Source organism: Streptomyces sp. NPDC057474 (assembly GCF_042802555.1).
Taxonomy (GTDB): domain Bacteria; phylum Actinomycetota; class Actinomycetes; order Streptomycetales; family Streptomycetaceae; genus Streptomyces.
Map to the genome: position 1 here is coordinate 1 of NZ_JBHVDX010000328.1, position 7,933 is coordinate 7,933.

Annotated in this window: 7 protein-coding genes and 1 pseudogene; 3 read left to right on the forward strand and 5 right to left on the reverse strand. The window is 68.0% G+C overall.

Going from position 1 to position 7,933, the window contains the following annotated elements:
- Window positions 1–438: 438 nt before the first annotated feature.
- The gene (locus ACFU53_RS44555) at window positions 439–948 is read left to right on the forward strand and encodes an SUKH-3 domain-containing protein (protein ID WP_384005668.1); all 510 of its coding nucleotides are present in this window, start codon (window positions 439–441) and stop codon (window positions 946–948) included.
- A gap of 972 nt (window positions 949–1,920) precedes the next feature.
- Here the strand turns inward: ACFU53_RS44555 and ACFU53_RS44560 are convergent.
- On the reverse strand, window positions 1,921–2,610 hold the full coding sequence (locus ACFU53_RS44560) for a hypothetical protein (protein WP_384005670.1): 690 nt from the start codon (window positions 2,608–2,610) through the stop codon (window positions 1,921–1,923).
- Window positions 2,611–2,694: 84 nt separating this feature from the next.
- Between ACFU53_RS44560 and ACFU53_RS44565 the strand changes: the two genes are divergently transcribed.
- The gene (locus tag ACFU53_RS44565; protein ID WP_384005671.1) at window positions 2,695–4,302 is read left to right on the forward strand and encodes a serine/threonine-protein kinase; all 1,608 of its coding nucleotides are present in this window, start codon (window positions 2,695–2,697) and stop codon (window positions 4,300–4,302) included.
- A gap of 83 nt (window positions 4,303–4,385) precedes the next feature.
- Here ACFU53_RS44565 and ACFU53_RS44570 read toward each other — a convergent pair whose 3' ends face one another.
- From ACFU53_RS44570 to ACFU53_RS44580, 3 genes are all read right to left on the reverse strand, one after another.
- Window positions 4,386–4,793 carry a hypothetical protein gene (locus ACFU53_RS44570; protein ID WP_384005673.1) on the reverse strand — a complete coding sequence of 136 codons (408 nt, stop codon included), beginning with the start codon at window positions 4,791–4,793 and terminating at the stop codon, window positions 4,386–4,388.
- 76 nt (window positions 4,794–4,869) lie between these two features.
- Entirely contained in the window at window positions 4,870–5,412 is a 543-nt protein-coding gene (locus ACFU53_RS44575) for a hypothetical protein (RefSeq protein ID WP_384005674.1), read from the reverse strand.
- A 55-nt stretch (window positions 5,413–5,467) separates the two neighbouring features.
- Complete coding sequence (locus ACFU53_RS44580; protein WP_384005676.1) at window positions 5,468–6,229, reverse strand: sulfite exporter TauE/SafE family protein; 762 nt, start codon at window positions 6,227–6,229, stop codon at window positions 5,468–5,470.
- 83 nt (window positions 6,230–6,312) lie between these two features.
- Here ACFU53_RS44580 and ACFU53_RS44585 point away from each other — a divergent pair, with 83 nt between their 5' ends.
- Window positions 6,313–7,263 (forward strand): LysR family transcriptional regulator, encoded by a 951-nt coding sequence (locus tag ACFU53_RS44585; protein ID WP_384005678.1) that lies wholly within the window; start codon window positions 6,313–6,315, stop codon window positions 7,261–7,263.
- Window positions 7,264–7,589: 326 nt separating this feature from the next.
- Here ACFU53_RS44585 and ACFU53_RS44590 read toward each other — a convergent pair.
- Window positions 7,590–7,832: pseudogene (locus tag ACFU53_RS44590) on the reverse strand (integrase core domain-containing protein); the annotation flags it as partial.
- Between the last annotated feature and the right edge of the window lie 101 nt (window positions 7,833–7,933).

Consider the following 7,933-nt stretch of genomic DNA (forward strand, 5'->3'; position numbering starts at 1 on the left):
AGTCCACACAACTCACGATGATCAACGGTGGCCGCACCCGTCTCCGCACCGGCCCCGACCAGCAAGATCACGATCTACAGCTGGAGTACTAGGCGACTACGCCGACAGTGTTCGCAACGAACCTGGGGTGAAATTTGCCTCCGAGTACACATCTCCTTCAGGTGCGAAGTACTACGGCCGCAATAAGCATGCCCAGCAGGCAGAGGGGCCGTTGGCGGATGCACTCGATCGGGCAGGCCACCATGGAGGGTGCGCGGAGGTGCACTGTCTAATTCAGGCGCAGGCGGCGGAGGGGCCCGAGGCCATCAGGGGTGGAACCATGCAAACAGTAAGGACACGGAATAACTCCATGCCGACATCGAATACGGATGGGCATGGTGACCCGGCTCACCCCTGCGGCCGTTGTGGCCGACTGCTGGAAGACCTGGAGATCAACTGATGCCCCTGATTCGCTTCGACTCGCTCAGCGAGGATCTGCTTGGGGCGCTTGGTGCGTCCGGATGGAGCGCGGGCAGGAAGGTTGACGTTGGCCAATGGGTGAAGCCGTTGGAGGGTGAAGGGTACCGATCCCATCCATTGGCAGAGGAAATCCTCGCGGCGGTGGGAGGGCTTTCGATCCAGCCGGTCAATCGTATTGGCCCGAACTTCAGTAATGACGAGCCTTACAATTTCGACCCCTTCGCCGGTGGATCAGGGCAGCGTGATCTAGCCGCAGAGGTAGAGGGCGTTCTCGGTGGGGAGTATTTTCCTATTGGCGAGTGGCTCAGTTACTCAAGCGTATTCGTGGAGGCTGGAGGGAGGGTGGTTGCTGCTGGCATGGGTTGGATCTGGGACCTTGGTTCAACCTTTGAAGAGTCTTTGGAGCTGGCAGTCTGCGCGAACCGCCCGCTGACCTGCCTGCACTCCGATCCGGGACTCGATCCTTGGCCGCCGGATGATTCCCGTTAGCGGATCTCGACCACGTCGAAGGTTGTCTGGCAAGGGTCCTGTCCGGGGTGCCGACAGTGGTTGACGGCAACGGGGACACAGTGGTGTCCGCAGTCGCTTGGGCGGTCAGGGGTGGTCGAGCGCATTGCCGAGCGCGGCCATCGCCTCTCACCGAACTGACGGCGGCGCGGACGTGGAGCCGCTGACTCAGGACGGCGCGGGCGGCTGGTGAGAGGCGGGCAGTGGCCTGTTGGAGGTCACCTACAACTCGACCCCAACACCTCGTTGCGCCGCTCAGCGACGCCCTCGGTGGCCAGCCGGTGGCCGGACGCCTTTGGACGACGTCACACCAGGCGGCACGGGACAACCGGCTGCACATGCTCTGATCAGGCAGAACGTCACTGGGCAGCACGACGAAGCACCACGCAACACGATCCCTCACGGTCTCGTAATGCGTAGGTCTCGGGTTCGAATCCCGAAGGCGGCTCTATGGTGAACCCCAGTCATGCCTCTGACCTGGGGTTTCTTGTTTCCGTTGACCTTGGAATCCGGGCTAATCGGACACGTGTGGTCTACGCATCGTAATGCGTAGGTCTAAGGTGCAGCTTCTGTAGTGATGTCCAAGGGTATGGTCCCTGAGCTGGGCTTTTGTGGTGAAGACGGCGTTAGCTGATGGGCTGTCAAGGATCAAGTGCGGCCAATGTGCGGCCATGCGTGCAGCAATTGTGCTGGGGTGGCCATCGGGAGTCATTCTTCTGGGCTCAGTGTTGGCGGATGGCTTGTAGGTACTTGACAACCAGGCGGAGGGGTCCCGTCCCGCCATGGCGCCGGATCGCCGCCCTCACGGACGCTTCCGGCTGGGCGTCGTACGATCCCGCCCAGGATGCCCAGGATGCCCAGGGAGCGACGTGGGCGCAGGAGCGGGACGCGCGGCGGCAAGGGATTCCTGGACCGGCACGCCGTGTGGGCGAAGGAGTGCTGGGACGCGAAGGACTAACCACGGGCGTAGGTCTGGGTGCCTGCGGACACAAGCTGGCGCCTGCGTGCCATCGCGGCCAGGGCGAGCCGGACGGTCCGGCCTCCCTCCTTCCCTTTGTAGATGTCCGCCGTGGACGCGATGTTCGTGATCGTCGTCAGGAGTTGGTCGGAGGTGAAGCGGAGCGACGTGCGGGCGGCTTCCAGCAGGTCTCGTCGGCGTTCGGCTTCGGTGGCCTCGGCTGACGCCTTCCGGTCGGCTTCGCCGCGTCGCGCGGCCTCGGCCCGGTTGGCTTCGGCCAGGGCAGCGGGCCCACCCGACAAGGAGGAGGCTGATAAGCGGCGCAGCCTCTCCAACACGTTGCCGGCCGTGGGGCGGCCCTGCGGGGCGCGGAAGGGGCACTCGGTGATCAGCGCTGCCAGAAGGGGAGGAGCAGTGGTGAGGGGCGCCGGGGTTCCGTGCAGGTGCTGCTCGTAGAAGTCGTGCTCGTACGGTCCGGTGAAGGGCATGGTGCCCTCCAGCAGCTCGTGCGCAAGGACACCCAGGGCGTACATGTTGCTCGCGCTCGTGGCCCGGTCGCCCTTCCAGCGCCCGGGGAGTCGTTCGCCGACGCGGTAGAGGAGTTCGGTGCCGCGCCTGCCTGCCGGGCCAGGGAAGGTGCGCCCCGGGATGCCGGGCGGCGCAGCGAGTGCCTGGTGCAGCGGCATGCGAGACGTGCGGGTGGGATCGCTCGATAGCATGCAGCGCCCGCTCGGCCGATACGCGCCGCTGATCATGTTTGAGGAGCCTTTGTGTCCAGCCGTGTCCAGCCGGTGCACCCTGGCGATCCTCGCCGCATAGGCCCCTACCGCGTCATCGGGCGGCTCGGGACGGGCGGCATGGGCTCCGTGTATGCCGCGCTCGGTTCCTCCGGGCTGCAGGTAGCGGTCAAGGTCGTCCACCCCGCGCAGGCAGCAGATGAGGAGTTCCGGGCCCGTTTCCGCCGGGAGGTGCGACTCTCCCAGCGGGTGGCGGGCCCCTGTCTTGTGCCCGTGCATGATGCCGACACCGACGGCCCCGTTCCGTGGCTGGCCACTCCGTTCGTGCCCGGCCCCACCCTCGACCAGCATCTCGCCGCGAACGGCGCCCTGGACGGTGCCCGCCTGTACGCGCTGGCCGCCGGAACCGCGGCCGCGCTCGCCGCGGTGCACAAGGCGGGCATCGTCCACCGGGATGTGAAACCCCAGAACGTCATCCTTGCCCCGGCCGGCCCCCGGCTGCTGGACTTCGGCATCGCCCACCTCCTCGACGGCACCTCGGTGACCCGCACCGGGGTGATGACCGGCACCCCGGGCTGGATCAGTCCGGAGCACTACCGCACAGGTGAAGTGGGCCCCGCAGGGGACATATTCGCCTGGGGCGCCTTGATCGCCTACGCCGCCACCGGCCGCCTCCCCTTCGGCACTGGCGCCCCCGATGCCGTGGCCTTCCGCGTTCTCTCCGCCGAGCCGGACCTGAGGGGCACACCCGAGGCCCTGCTGCCGCTGGTTGTGCAGGCACTCGCCAAGGAACCCGACGCCCGGCCGACCGCCGCCGAACTCCGCGACGCCTGTACAGCGCTGCTCGCCGCGCAGGCCACGGCCGCCACTCCGCGCGATCGGGAGCAGGCGACCCTGGTGTCCGATCTGGTGAGCGCCCACTGGGACCTGCCGCCCGAGGACGGCGCCGCCTGGCCCACCGCTGCCCGGAACCGCCGCGTCAAGGTACTGGCCGTGGTCGTTGCCGTCGCGGCTGTTGCGGGCGGCGTCGGCGGAGCAATCGCCGCATCATCAGCGTCCACACCCCCGCAGGGCCGGGAAACGGCGACGTCCAGCAGCCCAACAAGGGCCGTCAGCGCCCCGCCCGCAGCGGAGTCGGCCCGCAACGGCGAGGGGGACTCCGCGTCGCCGACGCCCTCCCCCGTTACGCCCTCCCCCGTTACGCCCTCGGCCGTTTCCGCAGAAACCCGCACGCCGTCGCCGACGTCCCCCTCACCGTTGCAGCCCCCGCCGTTCACTTACCTGCCGGACCAGTTGGACTGCGCGCCCCGGAAAGAAGCAGAAGTCGACGGGGCCTGGCAGTACTTCTCCCCCGGCGACGTCCGGGCCGGAGACGCAGTGGAACTGACCCTGCGCAACAAGTACGGCAACATCGAACCCGTACAGACCGAGATGCCCGTCCTGGCCCGCATCTACATGCCCGACGGCACCTCACGCCTGGCACGAACAACCGTGTACTCCGACAATCCGGCCACCGCGGTCTGGCCCGGAGACTTCCCAGGAGCCGTCGCTGACTACCCACCGGGCACATACACCGTGGTCTGGTCCGTCGGCGACGGCTCACAGCGCTTCATCACCTGCACCGGGTTCGCTGCGCAATAGCCACCTGCTCCCCAGCAGCGGCCGCGTCCTGTTGATCGCCGGTATCATCACCCACCCGCCACAACCGCGCTGATCACAGTCGCTCAGGCTCGCCCGCCGTCGTGACGGGTGAGCCCGAGGACGAGGGGAGCCTCGCCCAGCGGGCCGTCAGCGATCCAGAACCGGTGGGCAGACAAAATCGTGTGCAGTGCCTGGTTCATGGCAGCCTGCTGGGCATCGCACAGCCCTACGGGCAGGTGGCGAGCGGCCGCCGGGTCCTGCTGCCACACCAGGCGCAGCGCGCGGCGGCCCTCCGGAACCAGGGCCACGCCCGTCTCCTCCCCGTCTGCGGCCGCCTCGATGTTGTACGGCGGCAGGCCGGCCAGCAGTACAGCCTCGAGGACTGCCCGCGCCAGTTGCTCCTGCGTCTCGGTGAGCGCTACGCCGTCCATCACGGCCCTGGGCGCGAAATGGCGTGCCTGCTGCTCGTAATTCCCGCCGCGTGGGTCCATGACGTTGCTCCCGCTTCCCGTCCGACGGGCGGCCCGCCTGTCGCCTTGATGTGTCCACGTCTTTCCTCTCAGTGAGTCAGGAGTGCTTCTCGATCCGTCGTCGGCGGTCCGTCCGGACCAGGCCGCCGGAGACCGGTGTGGTGCCGAGGTCGCTGTCGCCGTCCTCGTGGCGTAGCACCCAGTCGTCGAGGTCGAGGGCCGTTTCCAGCGGTTCCCTGGCCATGCAGACGCGTAACCGGGTCACCTCACCGGCGGCTCCGATCCCTTCTGGGAAGAGCAGTCCTTCCCGGAAGCCGGCCTCGGCCATCGCGAAGCGCACTCGCGCGGTTTGCGGAGACACCTCCAGGACATCACCGATGAGCTGCCAGTCGGCGCCGCCCACGCGCTCGAACACGGCCGCGGCTTCGAGAAACCGCTGCGCGGCCGAGAACACTCGGGCGGCATCGGCCAGCATGGCGCCCGGCGAACGGGTGGTGCCGTCGGGTTGCAGCTCGTGCTTGCCGATCGGGACGGCGGCGCGCGCGCGTTCGGCCACCTCGCATGCCTCGTAGGCCATCACCAGTCTCGCGCGAGCGGCATCCGTGTACGGTGCGGTGGCTCCGGTGTCATTTTCGGTCATGTCAGTCAGCCTCAGCTCCGACGACGGGGGCTGATCACCGCGGCTCTCCGCGTGGTCAGCCGCGCAGGAAATACAGGACGGTCATGATCACGGCTGTGCTGAGAATGACGCCCCGCAGCAGCCGGGCGGGGAGACGGCGGGCGAGGTGGGCGCCAGCGAAGCCGCCTGCCACCGCGCCGACCAGCATGCCGGTGAGGAGAAGCGGCGCGCTCAGCGTGTCCGAGGCGATGAGGAACAGCACGGTCGCGCTGAGATAGATGGCGGCGAGCTGCGCGATCCGCATCGGGTTGCTGACCGCGGCGTCGAGGCCGAGGCCGATGCTCCACAGGGCCAGCATCATGATGCCTACGGCACCACCGAAGTATCCGCCGTACACGGCGAGGACGAACTGGCCGATCAAGACGGCTCGGGAACTCATGCCGACCGAGCGGCCGAGCACGCTGTTCAACGCCTTGGAGAGGTTGCGGCCGAAGGCGAGGATCACCGTGGCGAAGGCGAGCAGCCACGGCGCCGCGGCGTCGAAGGACGATGCAGGCAGCGCCAGCAACAGGCTGGCACCGACTCCGCCACCGATCACACTGACCGCTGTCAGCGCCTTCGTGGATGTCGTCCCGACCGGGGTGAGTTCGCGTCGGTAGACCCACGCGCTGGCCACGGCCCCGGGTACGAGGGCGACCCGCGACAACGCGTTCGCCGTCACCGGTGACAGGCCGAACGCGACGAGAACGGGCAGCGCCACGAACGTCCCTCCACCGCCGATGGCGTTCAGCGCTCCGGCGGCGGCACCGGCCAGCAGGACAAGCAATATCTCGGACACACGCCGAGCATCACCCCGTCACCAGCTGGTCCACAATGTGTAATCGACGCACCCAGCCTAAGGCTGATCCGTAGGCTGGGGCGGTGCGCTATGACTTGGACGACCTGCGGCTCTTTCTCCACATCGTGGCAGAGGGGTCGATCACGGCGGGGGCTCACCGGATGCACCTGAGCCTGCCTTCGGCCAGCGCCAGGGTGCGCTCGCTGGAGCGGCACGCCGGCGTGCCGCTGCTGATCCGCGGCCGGCGGGGCGTGCGGCTCACGCCGGCGGGGACGACTCTGGCCCGCCATGCACGCGACGTGCTTGACCGGACCGCGCGGCTCGAAAGCGCGGTCGCGAGCTACAGCCGGTCCCCGACGGCTCCGCTGATCCTGCTGGGGGGCGGTTCCGCGATGCATCGGCTCGTGCCGCAGGCCCTGGTCTCGTTCCTCCGCGCACACCCGGACGTCGACGTCCGGGTGTCCGAGAGCCGCACCCCGCAGACCGTGCGCATGCTCGCCGACGGCGAGGCGGACCTGGGAGTCGTCCTCGACGACGAGGCCCGCGACTGCGGCTTGCACCTGGAGCCCCTAGGTGACGACTCCCTCGTCGTGGTCGGCCAGGCCGGAGGGGTCCTCGCCGGGCGGACCGCGCTGACCTACGGCGAGGTCGCCGAGCACCCTCTCGTCGGGCTCGACGCCGACTCCTCGCTGCGCCGCTGGATCGAGAAGCACCTGGGGCCACACGCTCCGGTGGTCCGTTACCGCACCACCGTCGCCAACCTCAACGTGCTGGTCGCCCTCGTTGTCGCCGGCGTCGGGCTCGCCGTGGTGCCGCGCCGCGCCATCGACCTCCACCAGCCACTCGACATCTGCGAACTGCAGGACCCCTGGGCCCGCCGCCACCATCTGCTGGCCTGGGGCGTCAAGGGCCGGGCCTCGCCGACGGCCATTGCGGCGCTGGCCGAGCACCTGCGCCAGGCGGCACTCTCCGAACCTTCCTCCCGCAACGCACACGGAGACCTCGTCGGGCGGCGGCCCTTCCCCGACGGCTGATCCAACCCTTGCTTGGGCACAGACGTTCACATCAGCAGCGTGGGGACCACCTGGTCCCGCAAGACTCTCGGTCGAACAGGACGCTGAGATCGTGGCCTCCACTGCCCACAAGGGCACGGGCCGGGATCGGGCCGCTGTCCGCATCGGCGAGGACTTCACCGAACCGATCAACCAAGAAGAGACGGACGAGAACGGTGACCCCCTGCCCGGAGACATCGACGATGCCGAAGCGTCCACACCAGTTCTGGAACTATTTCAACGGGAGGCTCGGCAATGGCTGATTGAGGGGCCCTGCGCTTCTCGGACAGCGATGTTGAGGGTTCTGCCTATGCCGCTGCCTTCAACTCCTCGTACTCGGCGTTGACTTCTGCGGGAGTCTTGTAGCCGAGTCCGGAGTGGAGGCGCTTTCGATTGTAGAACATCTCGATGTAGCGGACGATAGCCCGGTGGGCGTGTGCGCGTGTTGGGAACGTAGTTCGGTGCACGAGTTCGTTTTTGAGGGCGCCGAAAAATGATTCAGCCATCGCATTGTCCCAGCAGACACCGGTGCGGCCGACCGACGCTCGCAGGCCCAATGAGGCGCCCCGAAGTTCTCGGACAGCGGTCCCCATAGGATCGAAGTCCAGAACGACGGAGAGAGCACGTGGCACAGAAGCGTAGGAAGTTCAGT

What these genes read in the sequence shown, in the direction of transcription:
- ACFU53_RS44555 (WP_384005668.1), top strand. Translation starts at nt 439, where the DNA reads ATGCCCCTGATTCGCTTCGACTCGCTCAGCGAGGATCTGCTTGGGGCG.
- ACFU53_RS44560 (WP_384005670.1), bottom strand. Translation starts at nt 2,610, where the DNA reads ATGCCGCTGCACCAGGCACTCGCTGCGCCGCCCGGCATCCCGGGGCGC.
- ACFU53_RS44570 (WP_384005673.1), bottom strand. Translation starts at nt 4,793, where the DNA reads ATGGACCCACGCGGCGGGAATTACGAGCAGCAGGCACGCCATTTCGCG.
- ACFU53_RS44575 (WP_384005674.1), bottom strand. Translation starts at nt 5,412, where the DNA reads ATGACCGAAAATGACACCGGAGCCACCGCACCGTACACGGATGCCGCT.